This is a genomic window from Nesterenkonia sphaerica (genome assembly GCF_005771565.1).
Taxonomy (GTDB): domain Bacteria; phylum Actinomycetota; class Actinomycetes; order Actinomycetales; family Micrococcaceae; genus Nesterenkonia; species Nesterenkonia sphaerica.
Window position 1 is genome coordinate 1 of sequence record NZ_VAWA01000050.1, and the last position, 1,208, is coordinate 1,208.

Annotated in this window: 1 protein-coding gene; it reads right to left on the reverse strand. The window is 61.0% G+C overall.

Features of this window, described 5'->3' with window-relative positions; genetic code table 11:
• Positions 1-126: 126 nt before the first annotated feature.
• A partial coding sequence (locus tag FEF27_RS13025; protein ID WP_138171309.1) for an IS1634 family transposase occupies positions 127-1,208 on the reverse strand: 1,082 nt, incomplete at its 5' end.

The window sequence follows — 1,208 nt, forward strand, 5'->3', positions numbered from 1 at the left end:
AGTTCCTCGGCGGTGGCGGTCTTGAACCCTGTGAACCCGTCCATGGCCACCACCTCGATCCCGTTGCGGAATTCCTGTGTCTGGGCATCGAGCCAGGTCTTGAACACGGCCCCGACTTTGCTCAGGTTAGTGTGCACCGTTCATGGTGTCGCTGATGGTGGTGAGCAGGGCCGCGAGGTCTTCGGGCAGCTCGGCCTCGGCGATGAGTTGCTGTCCGTTGATGGTCAGGGTGACTTCGCGGTAGCGGCGGGCGGTGGTGATGAAACGCTTCCTTGACCACCCGGTGATCGCCTCGAGTCGTTGGGCAATAGCGAGGGCTGCGGTGACGATGGTCAGATGCGCGTCGATGCTGTCCTTCTGTCGGTGGAACACGGGTCTGGCAGCCAGATCGTGTTTCGACATGCGGAAAGCTTTCTCGATGTGCCAGAGCTGGTGATAGGCCCCGATCACGTAGTCCGCCGAGGCGTGTTCGGGGTCGAGGTTGGTGATGTAGGCCTTCCACCCGGCCAACGCTCGGGCTTTGTCTTCGATGTCGTGCTTGAGGAACCGGTGCTCGCCTGTGATCCCGACGAACCGGTTGCGCTTGACCGGCGCTTTGCCTTCCACTGCTTTCTTGGCTTTGGCGACTTGCTGGTCGATCCCGCGCAGGGTGCGCTTGGCCCGGTTCTCCCGGTACTGGTAGTAGGTCAGTGCTTTGCGCCGGGCTCCTGCCGGACCGTCATAGACCGGCCAGGACAGGATCATCCCGTTCTCAGGGGCAGCATCCGGGTTAGCTTCCATCCACCGACGGATGGCAGGTGGGACTTCGGGGAGCTTCTCTCCGATGATGTAAGAGAGTCCGGCACCCACGAGGGCTTTGCGGTTGGCATCAGAGACCATACCCGCATCAGCGACCACGGTGATGTCCTTCAACTGGTGGGTGGCCATGAAGTCTTCCAGCATCGGGATCATGGTCCTCGTCTCTGCTTTATTACCCTCAAAAGCGGTGATCTTCAGGGGGAATCCATCGGCGTCGGTGAGCAGCCCGATCGTAATTTGTGGCTCAAGGCGCCGCTCCTTGCTGAACCCAGATTCGCGGAACCCATCACCCTGATCAGTCTCGAAATACAGCGTCGAGACATCGAACAAAACAAGGGCGTGGGGACCCAGATCTGCCCTAGCAGCCAGCGCCCCTGCCAGGGCCCGCCGGAAGTCCTCGGTGGCATAGA